Raw genomic sequence first — 19,005 nt, forward strand, 5'->3', positions numbered from 1 at the left:
GGGTGGATGTCGGTCGGGGCCCGGTCGTGGAAGGCGGGCCGGAGTTCGCGGGCCTCGTCCTCGGGGCCGCAACGGTCGGCCGGACGCGGGGGGAGCGCACGGCCCTGGGGGGTCAGGCGGCTTCGACGATCTCCCGTCGCATCGCCTCGGCCCACTCGGTCACCAATGCCTCGTACTCCCGTCGCTGCTCCGTCGAGAGCGTGCCACCGGCACGCAGCCACAGCGCACGGATCTGCTCGTTGACCTCGGCAGAAGATCGCACGAGACGACGTGTCTCACGGATAGGGGACATGCTCCAAAGCTTAGGGGGTGAATATGACTCCCCGCTTCGCTCTGTCAGTAATCCATTGCCACGTGTAGCCACCAAAACGCCTCTGACCAGGCGAATCGCAAGTGAGGGAACCCTTCGTGCATCCGGTGTGATGTTGGCCGCATCGAGGTTTGGCGCCAGACCGGCTCGGTGGCGGCAGGGTTCCTGCTCGATGGGTGTGCGGCAGGAAATCTTCCCTCGGTCGGTGGGCTTCCTTGCGGATTTCTTCGTGCACCTGACGGTGGCGGCCGGAAGGCGCTACGGAACACCGGTTGCGGGCGGTGCGCGGCGGGCGCCGCGAGGTGGCTGGGGTCGTGCCGGCGGCGTTCGCGGGCCATGTTCGGCGCTGCCTGCCCTCCGTCCGGCGGGACCCCGCCGAGGGGGCCGGTGCCGGTTCCGGCGGTGCGTGTCGCTGCCGTGCCCGACGGCGGGTCCTGCCCGCGGCGGCGCCCCCGACCGCCGCCGCACACTGACCGGCGCATGTGTGTTGACCCTTCAATTCCCGCCCCCTAAGTTGCGCGCAGGATTGAAAGCGCTTGCTGTGAATCGATTCAATCTCCGTACCCCAGCCGAGGAGGCGACCGTATGAACGGCGAGGGCACCCGGACGACCGCAGACGGCCCCGACGCGACAGCCGCCCGGGCGGGGGGGTTTGCGGATCCGGCGCAGGGCACCGGACTGCGCATCGTGCACGCGCACGGCGAGTGCGTCACCGTCACCGAGCCGGGCACCGGCGTCGAGCTCTTCCGCTACGTCTACCGGCCGGAGGCGGCGTTCGAGGCGCCGAAGCCGTATCTGCACCCGATCAGGACCCTGTCCGGGGACGTGGTCACCGACTACCGGCCCAACGACCACCGCTGGCACAAGGGCCTGCAGATGACGGCCTCGCACCTGTCGGGCCAGAACCTGTGGGGCGGCAACACCTATGTGCACGGCGAGGGCTACCTGCCGCTGCCGGAGCGCGTCGGCTCCATGGCCCACGTCGCCTTCGACGAACTCGCCGCACACGACGGCGGCCTGGTCCTCCAGGAGCGGCTGACCTGGCATCCGTACACCGGTGAGCTGTGGGCCGAGGAGACCCGCCGGATCGAGGTGCGCGACGTGGATCCGGCGGCCGGTACCTGGGCGCTGGTGTGGAGCGTCCAGGTGGCCAACCGCAGGGACGAGCCGCTGCGGTTCGGCAGCCCCACCACCCACGGCCGTGAGCTGGCCGGCTACACCGGCCTGTTCTGGCGCGGACCGCGCGGCTTCCGGGGCGGCCGGATCCTCGCCCCGGACGCCGAGGGCCCCGGCCTGATGGGTGAGCAGGCACCCTGGCTCGCCTACGGTGCCGAGCACGACGGCACCGACGGACACGCCACCCTCGTCTTCGAGCACGCTCCCGAGAACGGTCACGAGGGCGACGGCCTCAACCACCCCGCGCACTGGTTCGTGCGCAACGAGCCGTTCGCCGCCGTGGCGCCGTCCCCGGCCTTCTTCGACGAACTCGAACTCGCCCCCGGGGACACCCTCAGCCGCCGCTACCGGATCGTGGTGGCGGCCGCGGCCTGGGAGCGCACCGACATCACCGGCTATCTCCGGGACCACCCGTGGTGACCGGCGCGGCCGGCCCCGCCGACCGGGCCGGGCGCGGCGGCCGGGGGCGTGCCGCGCCCCTGCTCGCGGCGGCCGGCACCGTGTGCGCCCCGCCGCCGTCGGGCTGCTCGGCCGATGGGGCGGGCGGTGCCGGCGGGGCCGCGTCACCCCCACCTCCACCCGGTGGGGCGACGACGACCGCGTGAGGTGCACCGATGAGGTGGTGCACCTCTTCGGGGCACTCCCCCCTTCGCCGGGGCCGCCTTCGCCGTGACCGCCGTCACCGTGCGTACGGAGCCGGCGACCGTGCGGGGTACCGGGCAGGTCGGTGACGTGGCGGGGTGAGGGCGGAGCTCCGGGCGCGCACCGACGTGGAGATCTGCCGACTGCGGCGTGACGTCAACCTCCACATGGCGCACACATCATGGACGCAACAACCATACGGGTGGCCGGTGCCACCCGCGTAGACTTCCGCACCGCTAGCCACACCCACCAGGCTCGGGACCAAGGCAGAGGGACGTATGAGCAGACACCGCCGACAGCATGTGATAGGCCGGGCGCGGTCGACCGTCATGAAGACCGCCGCCGCGATGGGCGTGGCCACCGCCATCGCGGCCGGCGCGCACTCCGTGGCGGACAGCCCCGTGCGGGCCCAGGCGTCCTCCGAACCCCGGGACGAGACGCTGGAGACGAGCGAGAACCAACTGGCCACGGCCCAGGACACCGCGCACCCCCGGACGCCCTCGGGGACCCCGTCCGACCTCGCGACCGACTCCGCCCGCGCGCCGCAGGCCATCCAGCAGGCGTCCCGGCACACCGGTGCGGGCACCGCGGGCTCCGGCCACGTACAGCACCACACGGCGAGCTCCGCGGGCGGCGCACCCTCCGTCGCCCCGGCCCCCTCGTCCCCGCCTGCCGCGGACACGCCGGGCACCCCGGCTCCCAGCCGGCCCGCGGACTCCCCACCGCAGGCCGCACAGCAGCCTTCCGGATCCTCCGGGCCCGCGGACGGCAGTGACCAGTCCGGCCAGGGCGGAGTCCTGACCGGTGTCGTGCACGGCGTCGGAGGGGTCCTCGGGGGACTCCTCGGCTGACGCCGCGACACCGTACGAGCCGTCACGCCCCGCCACCGGCGCGCTCCCGCGCGCCGGTGGCGGGGCGGCCGCTCGGTGGACCGGGCCGTCAGTGCCCGCGCAGCCGGTGGCGGGCGCGCCATGCCACCGCCGCGCCGGCCGCGCCGGTGAGCACGATGAACCCCATCGCGACGAGGAAGACCGGCGACATCGGCGCGGAGGCACGGGCACCCGCGATGACGTACGCCGCCGTGTTCGGGACCGAACCCAGGCAGGTGGCCAGGACGAAGGCGGGCCAGCGCATCCGGGACACCGCCGCGGCGTAGTTCGCCGCCCAGAACGGCACCCCGGGGAACAGCCGCACCGCCATCATCGAACGGAAGCCGTGCCTGCTGAGCTGGCCGTCCGCGGCCTTCAGCAGCCGGGCCCGGAGCAGCGGCCGCAGTGCGTCCTGCCCCAGCATCCGGCCGAGCCCGAAGGCGAGCCCGGCGCCGACGACCGTACCGGCCAGGGCCGCGGCAAGACCGAGCTGCGAGCCGAACAGCGCGCCCGCCGCGAGGTTCAGCAGCGGCCGCGGCACGAACGCCACGCTGCACACGCCGTACGCCAGCGCGAACACCGCCGCGGCGGCGGCACCGTCGAGCCGGGGCGGCCAGCCGTGCGCCAGCAGCCGCTGCGGTTCGTAGAGCAGTACGCCCGCCCCGGCCGCGGCGAGCAGCGCCACCAGCAGGGACAGCCGGGCCCACGGCGACAGCAGGATCCGTACGCATCGCCGGGAGAGGCCCGGCGGTGGTGCCGGTGCCGGATGGAGCGCGGGTGGGGCGGCCGAGTCGAGCACTCCGGGAGACTAACCGAAGCACGGCACTGATCGCCGCTGCCACCGGACGCCGTGCGGCGGGCACGGAGGGCGCAAAGGCGGTGCCGGCGGCCGAGGGCCGGCCACCGGACGGCGCGTGGTGCCCGCGGCGGACCGGCGGGCACCCGGGGAGTCGCCCGGCGCGTTGGAGCCTTCCCGAGTGCCCGGCCAGGTCCCGGAACGCACGAGCACCCGGGCCGCACGAGCACACCAAGGACGGGCCGGCGTCCCGGCACCGACCCGTGCCGGGACGCGCGGATGCCCGGCCACCGGCCGCACCGCGCCGCCCCGCAGACACCACCGCACGCACGGGCACGAAAACCATTCGACGCCGCGCCGCGCGTCGGCGATGATCGGCGCATGTTCCGGTACGCCTTCCTCCTCGCCGCATCCGCCGCCGCGGATGCCCGGAGGGCTGCCGGCATCCTGCCGACCGCCGTCGACGGCGCACGAAGCTGACCCTTCCCGGACAGTCCGGCGGACCCCGCAGGGGGAGGGTCGGTCGGGCCAGGGGTCCCCGCTCCCGGTGCACGGGAAGCTCTCTCACTTCACCTCAGCGAGGACAGCCATGCCCAAGACGGCATACGTGCGCACCAAGCCGCACCTGAACATCGGCACCATGGGCCACGTCGACCACGGCAAGACCACTCTGACCGCCGCCATCACCAAGGTGCTGGCCGAGCGCGGCGGCTCGGGGACCCGGTACGTGCCCTTCGGCCGTATCGACCGCGCCCCGGAGGAGGCGGCCCGCGGCATCACCATCAACATCGCGCACGTCGAGTACGAGACCGACACCCGCCACTACGCGCACGTCGACATGCCCGGCCATGCCGACTACGTCAAGAACATGATCACCGGCGCCGCGCAACTGGACGGCGCGATCCTGGTGGTCTCCGCGCTCGACGGCGTCATGCCGCAGACGTCGGAGCACGTCCTGCTCGCCCGCCAGGTGGGCGTCGACCACATCGTCGTCGCACTGAACAAGGCGGACTCCGGTGACGAGGAGCTCACCGACCTGGTCGAGCTGGAGGTCCGCGAACTGCTGAGCGCGCACGGCTACGGCGGTGACAGCACGCCCGTGGTCCGGGTCTCCGGACTCGGGGCGCTCCAGGGCGACCCGCGCTGGACGGCGTCCGTCGAGGCACTGCTCGACGCGGTGGACACCTACGTCCCGATGCCCGAGCGGTACGTCGACGCGCCGTTCCTGCTGCCCGTGGAGAACGTCCTGACCATCACGGGACGCGGCACCGTCGTCACCGGGGCCGTGGAGCGCGGCACCGTCCGCGTCGGCGACCGCGTGGAGGTGCTGGGCGCGGACACCGCCACGGTGGTCACCGGTCTGGAGACCTTCGGCAAGCCCATGTCGCAGGCGCAGGCCGGGGACAACGTGGCGCTGCTGCTGCGCGGTGTGCCGCGCGGTGCGGTGCGGCGCGGCCACGTCGTCGCCGCGCCGGGCAGCGTGACGCCCCGCGGCAGGTTCACCGCGCGGGTGTACCTGCTGCCGGCCGGCCAGGGCGGGCGCAGCACCCCGATCACGACCGGCTACCGACCGCAGTTCCACATCAGGACGGCGGACGTGGTCGGTGACGTGGATCTGGGCGAGCTGGGTGTCGCCCGGCCCGGCGACACCGTCACCATGGCCGTCGAGCTGGGCCGCGACATGCCGCTCGAAGCGGGGCTCGGCTTCGCCATCCGCGAGGGCGGCCGCACGGTCGGCGCGGGCACGGTGACCGGGACCGGCTGACCGCGGCACCCGGGCGGCGGGGCGGCCGTCGGCCGTCACGGGGCGGCGGCCGTCCCGCGCGAGCGGCAGTCCCGCCGCGAAGCCGGCGACCGCCGACGCCTGCCCTCGCCGGACGGCGGGGCGGCGGGCGCCGCCCACCCCGCCGCCGCCGCGGGGGCGGGCGGCACAATGGCGGCGTGGACGAGTCGATTCCGGTGATCCGGGCCGTGGACCACGGCACCGCCAGGCTGCTGCCCGACGTCGACCGGGCCCGTGCCTGGCTGCTCACGGTCGACGGCGCCCCGCAGTCGTACGTCGACCTGGACGACCCGACCCATCTGGAGTTCGAGTACGCCCGCCGGGTGGGGCACGTGCTGGACACGGCGGCGCCGCGCGGCAGGCCGCTCGACGTCGTCCATCTCGGTGGGGGAGCCCTGACGCTGCCGCGCTACGTCGCCGCCACCCGGCCGGGCTCGCGGCAGGACGTGGTGGAGGCGGACCGCGGCCTGCTGCGGCTGGTCACCGAGCGGCTGCCGCTGCCGCCGGACACCGGCGTCCGCCTGCACACCGCGGACGCCAGGGCCTGGCTGGCCGAGGCCGAGCCGGCCGGGGCGGACATCGTCATCGGTGATGTGTTCGGCGGCTCACGGGTCCCCGCGCACCTCACCTCGCTCGCCTACGCCCGCACCGTGGAGCGTGCGCTGCGGCCCGGCGGCGTCTACGTGGCCAACCTCGCCGACAGCGCGCCCTTCACCTTCCTGCGGTCGCAACTGGCGACGTTCCGCGCGGTCTTCGAGGAACTCGCCCTGGTCGCCGAGCCCTCCGTGCTGCGGGGCCGCCGGTTCGGCAACACCCTGCTGATCGCCTCGCACCAGCCACCCGACCTCGCCGCCCTGGCACGGCGCACGGCGGCCGACGCCTTCCCCGCGCGCGTCCAGCACGGAGCTGCGCTGCGGCGTCTGACGGGGGACGCGGCGCCCGTGCACGACGAGGACGCGACCGCCTCACCGCTGCCGCCCGGCGGGACGTTCAGCGTGGGCTGACCGGACGCTGCGGCTGTGTCCGTGGGGCGGCGCCCGGGTCCCCGGCGGTGGCCGCGGCGGAGCCCACCGCGGGGTCCACGGCCCGGGCGGCCGCCGCGGCATGCGCGGTCCGGCGGGTGAGCCGGCGCACGTCGGGGACGAACAGCACGGCGGCCGTCATCACCACCACCAGTGCGGCGCACCCCCACAGCGCCGCCGCCCGGCCGAACGCCTGCTCCGCCGGGCCCGCGAGCGCCGTGGCCAGGGGCACCATGCCGATGGAGCCCAACCAGTCGTAGGCGGAGACCCGGGAGAACTTCTCCTCGGGGATCTCCTGGTGCATGGTGGTGATCCAGGAGACGCCGAACACCTCGATGGTGGCACCGCTCACCAGCATCACCACGTCCAGCACGCCCACCGGCACCGGTATCGCGAGCGCCGCGGACGGCAGCGCGAGCGGGAAGACGCAGAGCGTGCCCGCGAGCAGTGGCCGCCGCGGCCTCCAACGGACCATCAGCAGCGCACCCGCGACCGTCCCCGCCCCGAACGCGCCCAGTGCGAGGCCCCACGGGCCCGGCCCGCCCAGCCGGTCCCGGGCTACCAGCGGACCGTAGACGGACTCGGCGGCGGCGACGACGGCGACCACGACCGAGAACTGGGCCACGATCGACCACAGCCAGGGGCGGCCGACGAACTCCCGCCAACCGTCCCGCAGGTCCGCGAGCATGCCGCCGCCCGGTTCCCGGGGCGCCAGGTGACCGAGGTCGAGCAGTGCGCGCAGGGCAGCGGACACCGCGAAGCAGCAGGCGTCCACGACCAGCACCCAGCCGGGGCCGAGCGCGGCGACCAGCGCACCGCCGAGCGCGGCGCCGCCGATGCCCGCGCCGTTCATCGCCATCCGGTACACCGCGAACGCGCGCCCCGCCCGCTCCGGGGACACCGACGCCATCAGCATGCCCTCGGACGCCGGGTTGAAGAAGGCCTGCCCCGTGCCGCCGAGTGCGGTGAGCAGCATCATCTGCCAGAGCCGGGGGTCGCCGGTGAGCACCAGTACACCGAAGGCGGCCTGCGACAGACAGTTCAGGGCGTTGGCCGCGACCATCACCCGGTGCCGCGGCAGCCGGTCCGCGACCGCCCCGCCGATCAGCAGGAACAGCACCAGCGGCAGGGTCCGGGCGGCCGCCACCAGGCCCACCCCGGAGCTGTCGCCGCCGGTGCCGAGGACCGCGAACGCGGCGGCGATCAGCGCACCCTGGCTGCCCAGGTTCGTCACCACCGTGGCGGCGGTCAGCAGCGTGTAGTTGCGGCCCGGCCGAGAGGCGGGGAGCCCGGCGGAGGGCGCGGCGTGGGGATCGGTCACCGGTGGACTATCGCCGCTCGCGGGAGGGGTCGGCAAACGAATTGCCACCCCGAGCGCCTGCCGCACGACGGCCGGGCCGCCGGGCCACCGCCCGGCGGCCCGGCCGCGGTCAGGAGGCGTACGGGGTGGCCGTCAGCCCGCGGAGTCGTCCTCGGGCTGGCCGTTGAGGCGCACCGTGCTCAGGATCTTCTGGATCGTCGCCTCCGGGACCTCCTCCTTGACGCCCTTGGCGCCGTAGAAGGTCCAGGACACGAAGTCGCCGGCGGCGTTCTTGAAGGCGAACGTGGTCGCCTTGCCGTCCGAGTCGCACTTGTCCTTCTTCGGCACGCCCTTCGAGTAGGTGGTGGCCACACTGCCCTTCACCCCGGACTTGGTGGTGTACGGCTTGGGCTCACCCACCTTCAGCAGCTTCTTGTCGGAGTCCTTCTGGTCCGTGTAGCCGCCGAAGACCCACCAGGCCGGGTCGTTGCGTGCCGGGTCGTCGGTGTTCTTGGCGCCGTTCTGGCCCTTGGTGCCCGCCGCTGCCAGCGCCGTGTCATCGGGCTGTCCGTCGTGGTCGTCATCCGAGGTGCACCACTTCTCCTTCAGGAAGGCGGGTGCGGACATCGTGATGAGCGGACTGCCGTCGCCCTTCTTGTCGTCCTCGAAGCCGGTGATCAGCGTGGGCGAGGACACCTGCCAGTCGGGCGGTACGTCGAAGGCGGTGCCCCACTTCGGGTTCACCACCACCTTCCAGCCCGGGATGGTGGGCTTGGCGCCCTCGGTGCCGCGCGGGTTGTCGTCGCCGCCGGCCGCCGTGTCACCGGGGCTCGGGGAGGCGGGCGAGGACGCGGTGGGGGACTTGGACGCGGCGGGGGCCGCCGTGTCGTCGTCGTGACCGCCGAGGACCAGGAAACCGGTGACACCGGCGGCGATCACGACCGCGCCCGCCGCGACCAGCGCCGTGATCATCGTCTTCCTGCGCTCGTCACGCGGCGGCCGGGGTGCGCCCATCGGTACGGTGGGAGCGGACCACTGCGGCTGGCCGGGCGGCTGTCCCGGCTGCCGGCCGTACGGGTTCTGCTGCTGGTACCCCGGCTGCGTGTACGGGTTGGGTTGCTGGTACCCCGGTTGCTGGTACGGGTTCTGACTCTGGTTCTGCGGGTTCTGCTCGCCCCCGGGCGGCTGGTCTCCTGGCCACATGGGCAGCACCTTAGTGGCGGCGCGGACACGGCTGGGTCACCGGCCCTCGTCAGCTCCGTACCGGAGCGACGGCGCCCGGGGACGCACCCGGCGGGCGGTGGGGGCGGATCGTGGTAAGCGATCGCTCAGAAGCCCTGGCCGTAGGTTGCTACTCGCGGGTAACGTCTGGGCATGAGCACCGACCAGCAGCCGATCGGCGAGATGCTCGCCGCCACCGTGCCGATGACCAGGACCCTGAACCTCCGGTACGTCGAGACCACCCCCCACAGGGCGGTCGTGGTACTGCCCGACCGGAGCGACTTCCACAACCACGTCGGAGGACCGCACGCCGGCGCCATGTTCACGCTCGGCGAGTCCGCGAGCGGGGCCGTCGTCCTGGCCGCGTTCGGCGACCGGATGTCGAGTGCCGTGCCCCTCGCGGTGCGCGCCGAGATCGCCTACAGGAAGCTCGCCATGGGAACGGTCACCGCGACCGCCACCCTCGGCCGCCCGGCCGCGGAGGTGGTCGCCGAACTCGATGCGGGCACCCGGCCCGAATTCCCGATCACCGTCGAGATCCGGCGTGAGGACGGCGCCGTGACCGCGGAGATGACCGTGGTGTGGACCCTGCGGCCGAACGACTGACGGCCCGGGTCGGGACGGACCGGTGACGGCACGGCCCCGGCCGACACGCGCACCGCGCCGTCCCACGGCACACCGCCGTGCCCGAGCGAACCGGTAGGCTTCCGCACAGGCGTGCAGGGGGCGCGCGGACAGTGCACGGGGGAGCCGGCGGACCTGGACCGCGGGTACGGCGGGGAAAGCGGGAGGACCGGCGTTGAACGTCCACGAGTGGCTGGAGCACGTACCGGCGGTCAGCGTCTACGTCCTGGTGGCCCTGGTCATCGGCGTGGAGAGCCTGGGTGTTCCGCTGCCCGGCGAGATCGTCCTGGTCGCGGCCGCGCTGCTGTCCTCCCAGGAGGGCCATATCGATCCGGTCGTCCTGGGTGCGTGCGCCAGCGCGGGCGCCGTCGTGGGCGACTCCATCGGCTACGCGATCGGACGCAGGGGCGGTAGGCCGCTGCTCGCATGGCTCGGCCGCAGGTTCCCCAAGCACTTCGGGCCCGGCCATGTGGCGACCGCCGAGCGGTCCTTCCAGAAGTGGGGCATGTGGGCGGTGTTCTTCGGCCGCTTCATCGCCCTGCTGCGGATCTTCGCGGGCCCCCTCGCGGGTGTGCTCCGCATGCCGTACTGGAAGTTCCTCGTCGCCAACCTCCTCGGCGGTGTGGTCTGGGCCGGCGGCACCACGGCCGTCATCTACTACGTCGGGGTGGTCGCCGAGTCCTGGCTCAAGCGGTTCTCCTGGCTCGGCCTGGTGCTCGCGGTGCTCATCGGGCTCGCGTCCATGCTGGTCATCCGGCACAGGGCGAAGAGGGCCGAGCACACGGAAGCGGCCGGGGCCGAGCAGGAGAGGGAGCCCGCCGGGGTGGACGCGGAGTAGACGGGCCGGGCCCCGGCCGGTGCACGCCGGCCTGCCGTGCCCGCTTGCCGTACCCGCCCCCCGGCCGCAGCGGCCACCGCCCTCGCGTCGCGCCCCTGGGTGCGCCCACCCGCGCGCGGGGCGGGTGTACGACGACTGCGGCTGCCGTACGGCCACTGCGTGCCCCGGGCCGCCGCGTGACCGTGCCGACCGCCGACCCCGGCGGGGCGGACTACTCCGCGGGCGCGCCGCCCCGGCCCGTGCCGTCCCCGTCCCGACCCGCGCCGGGGTTGTCGGTACTGTCGGAGACATCGGCATTGTCAGGTTCGCCGGAACTACCGGAGTCCGTGGCGTCCGTCTCGGGCATGCGGAACTCGTGGGCGCCCCGCAGCTCCCGCCGGCTGTGCCCCTCCGCGTGCGCGGCGGCGTGCGCCTTGGCCAGCTCGACGTAGACGGTGGCGTTGAGCGTGACGCCCTCGCGCTCCTCGTCCGTCAGCGGGCGGCGCACCTTGGCGGGCACGCCCGCCACCAGTGATCCGGGCGGCACGTGCATGTCCTGGGGCACCAGTGCCTGCGCGGCGACCAGGGAGCCGGCGCCGATCACCGCACCGTTCAGCACGGTCGCCCCCATGCCGATGAGGCAGTCGTCCCCGATCGTGCAGCCGTGCACCACCGCGTTGTGGCCGACCGAGACCCGTTCACCGATGGCCACCGGGAAGCCGGGGTCGGAGTGCACGGTCGAGTTGTCCTGGATGTTGCTGCCCGCACCCAGCTCGATGGGGCTGTAGTCGGCGCGCAGCACCGCCCCGTACCAGACGCTCGCACCGCCCCGAACGGTCACCTCGCCGATCACCACCGATGCCGGGGCGATGAAGGCGCCCTCGTCGATGGCCGGCGCCTTGCCGCCCACCGCACTGATCAGTGCTCGCTCGGCCATCGGCGTCTCCTCGCTGCGTTGCGGCTGTCTGCCCCGCACGGTGTGTCGTGCGCGGCGGCCCACTCGTACGGTAGAAGACCGGCAGCGGGCGACCGCAGGCTAAGCGACGCGCCGCAGCCGGCCGCAGCCGGGGTGGGGGAGATCACAGCAGGTGCCCCCGTGCCGACCCGGGGCCGGGGCTGAGTACGGTGGGCGGGTGCCGAAGAACAAGAACGTGTTCTCGTCCCCGGCGGCCCGGGGGCGCCGTCTTGCGCAGCGAGTGGTCCACAGGTGCTGGGCGTGGGCCCAGGACGCGGGTGCGGTGACCGCTCGCCACCCGGGCCGGTTGCGGTTCGGCGCCATCGGCCCCGGCACCCGGCTCGCCTTCCCGCAGGGCACGATCTTCGGCGAGCGCTGGATCCACCTGGGTGATCACTGTGTGATCGGGGAGCAGGTGACCCTCACGGCGGGGCTGGTGCCGGGTGTCGACCTCGGACCGGATCCGGTGCTGCGGATCGGCGACGGCGTGGTCATCGGCCGCGGCAGCCACGTCATCGCCGACACCCGGGTCACCATCGGCTCCGACTGCTACGTCGGTCCGTATGTGTACGTCACCTCGACCAACCACTCCTACGACGACCCGCACCAGCCCATCGGCAGGCAGTGGCCCCGGATGGAGCCGGTGGAGATCGGGACGGGCTGCTGGATCGGCACCGGTGCGGTGATCCTGCCCGGGGCGGTCGTCGGACGGAACGTGGTCGTCGCGGCGGGTGCGGTGGTGCGCGGCACGGTGCCCGACCACTCCGTGGTCGCCGGCGCGCCCGCCAGGGTGGTGCGCCGCTGGTGCCCGGAACTGGGCTGGCAGCCCCCGCTGCGCACTCCGGCACCGGTCGCCATCCCGGAGGGCGTCACACCGGAGCAGTTGCTCGCGCTCGCCGCCCATGAGGAGGCCCAGCGGGCGGCGGTGGCCCTGACGGCTCCCGCCGGGGCGGCCTCGGACGCGGCCGTGAGCCTGGTGGAGGAGGCGGCGGCGGTGGGCGTACGCTCCCCGGGAGCGGGGGAGAGCGCGGTGGCCGCGCGGCGCACGGAACCGCCGGGCGGCGCCGCCGCGCCGGAGGACTGCTGAGATCGGGAGATCCGGGGACGGGAGATCCGGTGGACGAGAGATCCGGGGACGGGATGTCTGCGAGCGGGGGCCGGGGATCGAGGGCGGGGGGACCTGAGGTCGGCGAGGCCGTCGCCGGGGTCCGCGCCGCGGTGGGAGGCCGTCCGCTCAGCCCGTGGCCAGCAGCACCGCGCCGAGCAGCGCGAGGCCCGCTCCCGCCGCCTGTACGGTGCGCAGCCGCTCGCTGAGGAAGCTGCGGGCCGCGAGCGCCGTGATCACCGGGTAGAGCGAGGCCAGCACCGCGGCCACGGTCACCGGGCCGTGCTGGGCCGCCAGGGCGTAGCTGCCGTTGGCCGCGACGTCGGCGAGACCCACGAAGGCGAGCGCGGGCAGTGCGCGGACCACCACCAGCGCGCCGCCGTCCCCGGGCAGCGCCGAGCCGCCCCGCCGTACCGTGGCGAGCAGCGCCGAGCCGCCCACCACCACATTGGTCAGCCGCTGCACCAGCAGGGCCAGGAACAGACCTGTGACGGTCGTGGACGCCTCCGAGATCAGCGCCATCACCGCGCCGAAGCCGACCGCCGCGACGAGGGTGAGCGCGATCGCCTGGCGCTGCACCGGCGCGCCGCGCAACTCCGGGCCGCCCGCGAGCACCACGCCCACCACCGCGACGGCGATCCCGCCGAACTGGAGGACGCCGGGCCGCTCGCCGAGCACCAGCCCCACCGCCACGGGTACGGCGACGCCGAGCGAGCCGAGCGGCGAGACGACCCCCATGGGGCCGAGCGCGAGCGCCCGGTAGAAGGCGAGCATGGCGACCGTGCCCACCACGCCCGCGCCGACCGCGAACCAGAGCTGCGGGCCGGCCTCGTGCCAACCGCCGGTCACGGCCACCACGGTGCCGAGCACCACGATCGTGCAGGTCTGCGAGACGGCGACCACGGTGAGCGCGGGGATGCGCCGGGTGAGCAGCCCGCCGCCGAAGTCGGCCAGCCCCCACAGCAGGCTGGTGGCCAGGGCGAAGAGTGCAGTCATGGTCGACCTCGCAGGAGCAGTACAGTGCGGTGCATCGGGAGTACACCACACCGTAGTGCAGTGTACTGAACTGCGCATATAAAATATTGGACGGAACGTGTCGGACCTCGATCAGCTCACCCAGTCGCTCGCGCGCAACCTCAAGCGCTGGCGCGGCGAGCGCGGCTACACGCTCGACGCGCTCGCCGCACGTGCCGGGGTCAGTCGGGGAATGATCATCCAGATCGAGCAGGCCCGCACCAACCCGAGCGTCGGCACCACGGTGAAGCTCGCGGACGCGCTGGGCATCAGCATCGCCACCCTCCTCGACCACGAGCAGGGTGCCCGGCTCAGGGTCGTCCCCGAGGAGCAGGCGGTACGGATGTGGTCGACCCCCGCGGGCAGCAGCAGCACGCTTCTGGTGGGCACGGAGAGGCGCGGCCCGCTGGAGCTGTGGTCCTGGCTGCTGATGCCCGGCGACGGCAGCCACTCGGACGCGCACCCCTCCGGTACCGCGGAGCTGCTGCACGTCGAGGAGGGCACCCTCACCGTGGTGGTGGACGGCCGGCACCACACCGTCACGGCCGGGACCTCAGCGGCCTTCGAGGCCCATGTGCCGCACGGCTACCGCAACGACGGCACCGAGCCGGTGCGGATGACGATGGCCGTGTCGGTGCCGCCCCCGACGTGACTGCCGGCGTTCCGGCATGCGTGCGCCCACCGGGGACTTCGATGACGCGGCCCCCGCCCCCCACTGCCTCGACCGAGTGGCAGCACCGGTCGCGGATGCCGTGCGCCACCGGAGCACAGCGTTCCCGCCGGGCGACTGGTCCACGTCGGCACCGGGCCGGAGTGGGCCGGTGCTTGCACCGGGCGGACCGGTGTCTGCACCGGCCAGACCGGCGCCCGGGCCGTGCGGGTTCGGCGCCTGGACGGTGCGGGTCCGTGTGTGCGGGCGGCTGCGGCACCTCCTCGTCCCACCCCTCCGGCGCCCCGCGGCCCCGCCCTTCCAGGGCCCGGGGTGACTGCACCCGGTCGCGCGGGGCCCCTCGTGCCACGCGGCGGATGACGCCTGCCCGCCCGGCGGACGAACTCGCCCGCGCCCCGCGCCCCCGCGCCCCGCATCCCGCACCCGCGCTCCGCACCCGCCACTCCGCCCGACGGTGTTTACCGGCCGCCGGACAGCGAAGGATCATCGCAGCCGATCCTGGTGGTGCGCCCGATGCGCCGGTGCGGAAGGCAGGTGAGGACGGTGCGCCCGACGACCGAGGCGGTTCCCGGGCCGGGTCTCGGGGCCCGGCGGCCCCGGCCCGCGATGCCTGTGCCGCGCGCCGCCGTAGGTTCCGCCGCCGCGGCGCGAGAGACGTGCGGATGCGCTGCGGACCTTTCCCCGGGTGGCGCCGGCGCGTGCGACGGCATGTCGCGGCGGGCCGGGGCGACGGGGAGCCGAGGGGCGAGGACCGGCCAGGACCGCCCGGCACCGGCCAGGACCGCCCGGCACCGGCCGGCGCCGCCCGGCACCGGCCAACCCCACCGGGCCGCCGCACTGTGCGGCCCCTCCCGCCCCCGCCCCCCGTACGGCCCCGGGAGCCGTACATCCCGACTGCTCCGCCCCGCGCCCCCACCGGCCGCGGGAAACACCGATATGGAAGAGGGTCCCTTCATGTCCGTCATGTCACATGTCGAGATCGGAGTGCGCGACCTCACCCGCTCCCAGGAGTTCTACGGAGGACTGCTGGGCTTCACGCCCGTGCCCGCCGAGAGCGGCGGCGACACCCTCGTGATGCAGGCGGGTGAGGCCCGCGTGCGGCTGGTCGAGGCGGGCCCGGGTGGCACGCCGAGCGGCTGGGTGGACGACGACCTCCAGCGTGGCTTCAGGCACTTCGGGCTCAAGGTCGACGAGGTCGACGCCAGGGTCGCCCGGCTCGCCGAGGCCGGGGTCGAGATCCGGGTCCAGCCGCTGGACGCCTTCGGCGGCGTCCGGCTCGCGTTCTTCGCGGACCCGGACGGCGCACACCTGGAGTTCGTCTCCGGCCCCCTGCAGTACCAGCCGCTGTGGTCGCCCGAGCTGGCCGCCGAGGAGGAGGCGAGCCTCGTCGGGGGCTGGGACGGCGAACCCCGCTTCGACCACGTCGCCGTCACCGTCGCCGACCTCGACCAGGCACTCGCGTACTACCGGGACACCCTGGGCATCCCGGTGGTCGGCCAGCTCGACCGGCGGGACCAGGACGAACGCGGCTTCGTCATCACCTACTTCCGCGCCGGCCGCACGGTGATCGAGGTCTTCAGCTTCGACGCCGGCACCGCCCCCAACCCCTGGCAGCCGGAGCCCGACCTGCTCGGCATCCGGGCCATCGGCATCGACGTGGCAGACCCCGACACCACCCGTGCGGCACTCACCGCGGCCGGCGGTGAGCCGGTCGCCTGGCGCGGCGACGGCCGCGGTGCCGACCTGGTCGCCGACCGGGACCGGGTGGTGGCCAACCTCGTCAGGGCGGGGAACCGGTGACCCCGGCGGCCCCGGTCGCAGTTCCGCACGCCAGGACTGCGGCGCACAACGGCACCACACCGACTGCGGTCACCACGGCACACACCGGCAGCACCCCAGGCGCGGTCACCACGGCACAGATCGGTACCAGGACACACACGAGCACTACGGCACATATCAACACCAGGGCATACATAAGCACGACAGCACACCGCAGCACCAAGACAGGCACCGGCCTCACCGCGTACACCAGCCCCGCACCGCACGTCTGCACCACCGGACGACCGGAGTCTGGAGCCACATGACCACCTGCGCAACATCCACACCCGTGGCGGCCGAGTCACCGCCCCGGCCGCTCGGCCGTACGGGAGTGGACGTCACACCGCTCTGCTTCGGCGGCGCCCCGCTCAGCGGGATGCCGCAGAACTTCGGCTACGACGTCTCCGAGGAACGCGCCGCGGCCACCCTGCACGCGATCCTCGAAGGCCCCGTCAACTTCCTGGACACCTCGGCGAACTACGGCTCGGGCCGCGGCGAGCAACGCATCGGCGCCGCACTGCGGGCCCGCGGCGGACCACCCGCGGGATTCGTCGTGGCCACCAAGGCCGACGGCGACGACGGCACCGGCGACTTCTCCGGCGCCCAGGTGCGCCGCTGCGCGGAGCGGAGCCTGCGGCGCCTCGGCCTCGACCGTTTCCCGCTGTACCACCTGCACGACCCCGAGCACCTCACCTTCGAGGAGGGCATGGCGCCGGGCGGCCCGGTGGAGGAGATGCTCCGGCTCAAGGAGGAGGGCATCGCCGGCAGCCTCGGCGTGGCCGGCGGCCCCGTCGACCTCATGATCCGGTACGTCGAGACGGGCGCCTTCGACGTGGTGCTCACCCACAACCGCTACACCCTGCTCGACCGCTCCGCGGATCGCCTGCTCGACGTCGCCGCGCGGCACGGCGTCGCCGTCCTGAACGCGGCGCCGTTCGCCGGCGGGGTGCTCGCCAAGGGGCCCCGCCGTCAGCCGAGGTACGTCTACCGCGCCATGCCCGAGCCGGTCCGCGAGCGGCTGGAACGGCTCGCCGCGCTCTGCGGGGAGGCCGGTGTGCCGCTCGCCGCGGTGGCGCTCCAGTTCTCGCTGCGCGAGCCGCGGATCGCGTCCACCGTGGTCGGGGTGTCGACCCCGGAACGGGTGCGCCGGACACTGGACCTCGCCGCCGTGCCCGTACCCGACGACCTGTGGTCCGCGGCCGCGGACTGCGCCCTGCCGCCCGAACTCCAGCAAGACGCCGACCCTGGGAGCGCTCAGCGATGACCGACACCGTCCACACCCCCGCCAGCGGGCCCACCGGCGCCACGGAGCCGCTCGTCCTGCCGCCCGGATTCGTCTGGGGCACCGCCACCGCCTCGTACCAGATCGAGGGCGCGGTGGCCGACGGCGGCCGAGGCCCGTCCATCTGGGACACCTTCGCGCGCACCCCGGGCGCCGTGGTGAACGGCGACACCGGCGACGTCGCCGACGACCACTACCACCGCTACCGCGAGGACGTCGAGCTGCTGTCCGAGCTGGGCGCCACGCACTACCGGTTCTCGCTCGCCTGGCCCCGGCTCCAGCCCGACGGCACCGGCGAGCTCCTGCCCGCCGGCGTCGACTTCTACCAGCGCCTGGTCGACGCCCTGCTGGAGAAGGGCATCGAACCCTGGATCACCCTCTACCACTGGGACCTCCCGCAGGCCCTCCAGGACCTCGGCGGCTGGCCGCACCGGGACACCGCCGACCGGTTCGCGGACTACGCGGCCCGCGCCTTCGGGAAACTCGGCGACCGGGTACGGATCTGGACCACGCTCAACGAACCCTGGTGCTCGGCCTTCCTCGGCTACGGCAGCGGCCAGCACGCACCCGGGCTCACCGACCCGGCGGCGGCCGCGCGCGCCGTCCACCACCTGCTGCTCGGCCACGGGCGGGCGGTGCGCGCGATGCGGGCCGCGGCTCCGGCGGGCGGTGACCACCGATTCGGCATCACGCTCAACCTGTACGACGTCAGCCCGGCGCGCGCCGACGAACCCGCCGACCGGGCCGCCGCGACCCGGATCGACGGCCTGATGAACCGGATCTTCCTCGACCCGGTGCTGCGCGGCAGCTACCCCACCGACGTCCTCGACCACCTGCGTGAGAGGGTCGCCGATCCCGCCGACTGGATCAGGGACGGCGACACCGCCGAGATCGCCCAGCCCGTGGACGCCCTCGGCATCAACTGCTACGCGCGGCACGTGGTGCGCGCCGTCGACGAGCCCGAACCCCAGGGGCCGTCCCCCTGGCTCGGGTGCGAGGACATCGAGTTCGTCACGACCGGGCGGCCGCAGACCATGATGGGCTGGGAGATCGACCCCGAGGGCATCTACGACGTGATCGCCCGGGTGCACCGCGAGTACGGCGGCGGGACGGGCCGTGAACTGCCGCTCTACGTCACGGAGAACGGTGCCGCGTTCGACGACCCCGACACCGCGGGCCCGGACGGCGCCGTCCACGACCCCGAGCGGATCGCCTACCTCGACGGCTACGTACGGGCCGCGCTGCGCGCCCGGGCCGAGGGGGCGGACCTGCGCGGCTACTTCGTCTGGTCGCTGATGGACAACTTCGAGTGGGCCTTGGGCTACACCCGGCGCTTCGGCATCGTGCACGTCGACTACGCGACCCAGCGCCGCACGGTCAAGGACAGCGGCCACTGGTTCGCCGGCGTCGCGCGCCGCAGCCGCGACCAGGGCTGACACCCGGCGCGCCGGCCCGCCAGGCGCCGGACGGGAAGCGGACCGCGGCCGCCCGGCCGGGGTCCGTTTCCCGGAGTCCGCACCCCGGCAGTCCCGCACCCCCAGCCGCACTGGGCGCCGTGCGGTTCCCCGCACGGCGCCCCGGGCGGCCCCCTGCGCGGTACG

At 74.3% G+C, this 19,005-nt stretch carries 16 protein-coding genes and 1 pseudogene; 11 read left to right on the top strand and 6 right to left on the bottom strand.

Annotated features, from left to right (window positions below; genetic code table 11):
• Window positions 1–112: 112 nt before the first annotated feature.
• Complete coding sequence (locus tag IE313_RS24905) at window positions 113–292, bottom strand: hypothetical protein (RefSeq protein WP_189935926.1); 180 nt, start codon at window positions 290–292, stop codon at window positions 113–115.
• A 603-nt stretch (window positions 293–895) separates the two neighbouring features.
• Between IE313_RS24905 and IE313_RS24910 the strand changes: the two genes are divergently transcribed.
• Both IE313_RS24910 and IE313_RS24915 read left to right on the top strand, forming a co-directional pair.
• Entirely contained in the window at window positions 896–1,906 is a 1,011-nt protein-coding gene (locus tag IE313_RS24910) for a DUF6807 domain-containing protein (protein WP_189935928.1), read from the top strand.
• A 500-nt stretch (window positions 1,907–2,406) separates the two neighbouring features.
• A complete protein-coding gene (locus IE313_RS24915) occupies window positions 2,407–2,979 on the top strand; it encodes a hypothetical protein (protein ID WP_189935930.1) in 573 nt (190 codons plus the stop codon).
• Window positions 2,980–3,067: 88 nt separating this feature from the next.
• On the opposite strand, the gene IE313_RS24920 is transcribed toward IE313_RS24915, so the two are convergent.
• Window positions 3,068–3,796 carry a TVP38/TMEM64 family protein gene (locus IE313_RS24920; RefSeq protein WP_189935931.1) on the bottom strand — a complete coding sequence of 243 codons (729 nt, stop codon included), beginning with the start codon at window positions 3,794–3,796 and terminating at the stop codon, window positions 3,068–3,070.
• Window positions 3,797–4,382: 586 nt separating this feature from the next.
• Here IE313_RS24920 and tuf point away from each other — a divergent pair.
• Window positions 4,383–5,558, top strand: a complete 1,176-nt coding sequence (tuf, locus tag IE313_RS24925) for an elongation factor Tu (RefSeq protein ID WP_189935933.1) — start codon at window positions 4,383–4,385, stop codon at window positions 5,556–5,558.
• Between the two features lie 176 nt (window positions 5,559–5,734).
• Window positions 5,735–6,580: a spermidine synthase gene (locus IE313_RS24930; protein WP_189935935.1), complete on the top strand. Its 846-nt coding sequence runs from the start codon at window positions 5,735–5,737 to the stop codon at window positions 6,578–6,580.
• Here the strand turns inward: IE313_RS24930 and IE313_RS24935 are convergent.
• Window positions 6,567–7,919 carry an MFS transporter gene (locus IE313_RS24935; protein ID WP_229924928.1) on the bottom strand — a complete coding sequence of 451 codons (1,353 nt, stop codon included), beginning with the start codon at window positions 7,917–7,919 and terminating at the stop codon, window positions 6,567–6,569. The genes IE313_RS24930 and IE313_RS24935 overlap by 14 nt on opposite strands.
• Window positions 7,920–8,051: 132 nt before the next feature.
• Window positions 8,052–9,101, bottom strand: coding sequence for a DUF8017 domain-containing protein (locus IE313_RS24940; protein WP_189935937.1), 1,050 nt, complete (start codon window positions 9,099–9,101; stop codon window positions 8,052–8,054).
• Window positions 9,102–9,272: 171 nt separating this feature from the next.
• On the opposite strand from IE313_RS24940, the gene IE313_RS24945 reads away from it, so the two are divergent.
• Window positions 9,273–9,725 (top strand): DUF4442 domain-containing protein, encoded by a 453-nt coding sequence (locus IE313_RS24945; RefSeq protein ID WP_189935939.1) that lies wholly within the window; start codon window positions 9,273–9,275, stop codon window positions 9,723–9,725.
• 193 nt (window positions 9,726–9,918) lie between these two features.
• Window positions 9,919–10,581, top strand: coding sequence for a DedA family protein (locus tag IE313_RS24950; protein ID WP_189935941.1), 663 nt, complete (start codon window positions 9,919–9,921; stop codon window positions 10,579–10,581).
• Between the two features lie 394 nt (window positions 10,582–10,975).
• Here the strand turns inward: IE313_RS24950 and IE313_RS24955 are convergent.
• Window positions 10,976–11,497 (bottom strand): annotated as a pseudogene (locus IE313_RS24955) (gamma carbonic anhydrase family protein); the annotation flags it as partial.
• Between the two features lie 196 nt (window positions 11,498–11,693).
• On the opposite strand from IE313_RS24955, the gene IE313_RS24960 reads away from it, so the two are divergent.
• Entirely contained in the window at window positions 11,694–12,602 is a 909-nt protein-coding gene (locus IE313_RS24960; RefSeq protein WP_189935945.1) for an acyltransferase, read from the top strand.
• Window positions 12,603–12,749: 147 nt separating this feature from the next.
• Here IE313_RS24960 and IE313_RS24965 read toward each other — a convergent pair whose 3' ends face one another.
• The gene (locus IE313_RS24965; RefSeq protein ID WP_189935947.1) at window positions 12,750–13,616 is read right to left on the bottom strand and encodes an EamA family transporter; all 867 of its coding nucleotides are present in this window, start codon (window positions 13,614–13,616) and stop codon (window positions 12,750–12,752) included.
• Window positions 13,617–13,713: 97 nt separating this feature from the next.
• Here IE313_RS24965 and IE313_RS24970 point away from each other — a divergent pair, with 97 nt between their 5' ends.
• The 4 genes from IE313_RS24970 (at window position 13,714) to IE313_RS24985 (ending at window position 18,840) form a co-directional block, all read left to right on the top strand.
• Window positions 13,714–14,286: a helix-turn-helix domain-containing protein gene (locus IE313_RS24970; RefSeq protein WP_189935948.1), complete on the top strand. Its 573-nt coding sequence runs from the start codon at window positions 13,714–13,716 to the stop codon at window positions 14,284–14,286.
• 981 nt (window positions 14,287–15,267) lie between these two features.
• A complete protein-coding gene (locus IE313_RS24975) occupies window positions 15,268–16,104 on the top strand; it encodes a VOC family protein (protein WP_189935949.1) in 837 nt (278 codons plus the stop codon).
• Between the two features lie 280 nt (window positions 16,105–16,384).
• Complete coding sequence (locus IE313_RS24980) at window positions 16,385–17,386, top strand: aldo/keto reductase (RefSeq protein ID WP_189935951.1); 1,002 nt, start codon at window positions 16,385–16,387, stop codon at window positions 17,384–17,386.
• On the top strand, window positions 17,383–18,840 hold the full coding sequence (locus IE313_RS24985; protein WP_189935952.1) for a GH1 family beta-glucosidase: 1,458 nt from the start codon (window positions 17,383–17,385) through the stop codon (window positions 18,838–18,840). Before IE313_RS24980 ends, IE313_RS24985 begins: the two co-directional genes overlap by 4 nt.
• Window positions 18,841–19,005 lie beyond the last annotated feature (165 nt).

The sequence above is a fragment of the Streptomyces sulfonofaciens genome, assembly GCF_014656295.1.
GTDB lineage: Bacteria > Actinomycetota > Actinomycetes > Streptomycetales > Streptomycetaceae > Streptomyces > Streptomyces sulfonofaciens.

Bases quoted from the DNA above. Each gene is read 5' to 3' on its own strand.
- IE313_RS24945 (WP_189935939.1), top strand. From the start codon at position 9,273: ATGAGCACCGACCAGCAGCCGATCGGCGAGATGCTCGCCGCCACCGTG.
- IE313_RS24910 (WP_189935928.1), top strand. From the start codon at position 896: ATGAACGGCGAGGGCACCCGGACGACCGCAGACGGCCCCGACGCGACA.
- IE313_RS24985 (WP_189935952.1), top strand. From the start codon at position 17,383: ATGACCGACACCGTCCACACCCCCGCCAGCGGGCCCACCGGCGCCACG.
- tuf (WP_189935933.1), top strand. From the start codon at position 4,383: ATGCCCAAGACGGCATACGTGCGCACCAAGCCGCACCTGAACATCGGC.
- IE313_RS24905 (WP_189935926.1), bottom strand. From the start codon at position 292: ATGTCCCCTATCCGTGAGACACGTCGTCTCGTGCGATCTTCTGCCGAG.
- IE313_RS24980 (WP_189935951.1), top strand. From the start codon at position 16,385: ATGACCACCTGCGCAACATCCACACCCGTGGCGGCCGAGTCACCGCCC.
- IE313_RS24965 (WP_189935947.1), bottom strand. From the start codon at position 13,616: ATGACTGCACTCTTCGCCCTGGCCACCAGCCTGCTGTGGGGGCTGGCC.
- IE313_RS24915 (WP_189935930.1), top strand. From the start codon at position 2,407: ATGAGCAGACACCGCCGACAGCATGTGATAGGCCGGGCGCGGTCGACC.
- IE313_RS24940 (WP_189935937.1), bottom strand. From the start codon at position 9,101: ATGTGGCCAGGAGACCAGCCGCCCGGGGGCGAGCAGAACCCGCAGAAC.
- IE313_RS24975 (WP_189935949.1), top strand. From the start codon at position 15,268: ATGTCACATGTCGAGATCGGAGTGCGCGACCTCACCCGCTCCCAGGAG.